General features: G+C 56.7%; 1 protein-coding gene. It reads right to left on the bottom strand.

Features of this window, described 5'->3' with window-relative positions; all coding sequences use genetic code 11:
- The coding region (locus tag SB679_RS26435; RefSeq protein WP_410705412.1) for a cation:dicarboxylate symporter family transporter at nt 1–211 on the bottom strand (211 nt) is incomplete at its 3' end.
- Nucleotides 212–233 lie beyond the last annotated feature (22 nt).

Below are 233 nucleotides of genomic sequence, written 5' to 3'. Positions count from 1 at the left end.
CTACGCCTGCAATCAACGGCGCCACGCGCGGGTCGGTTTTGATGACGCTCAGCACGACCCCAAACAGTACAGAAAAGACAAGGATTTGAAGGATGTCGTTTCGGGCCATCGCATCGATGATGCTCGTCGGAAACGCATGGGTTACGAAGTCCTTGAAGTTCAGCCCGGCGGTATTCAGACCTGTCGTGACATCGGCGCTGGTCTGCACCATATGTAACCCGGCGCCTGGCTGA

The organism is Chryseobacterium sp. SIMBA_029 (assembly GCF_046535275.1).
GTDB lineage: Bacteria > Bacteroidota > Bacteroidia > Flavobacteriales > Weeksellaceae > Chryseobacterium.
This window is presented reverse-complemented; position numbering and strand designations above follow the sequence as displayed.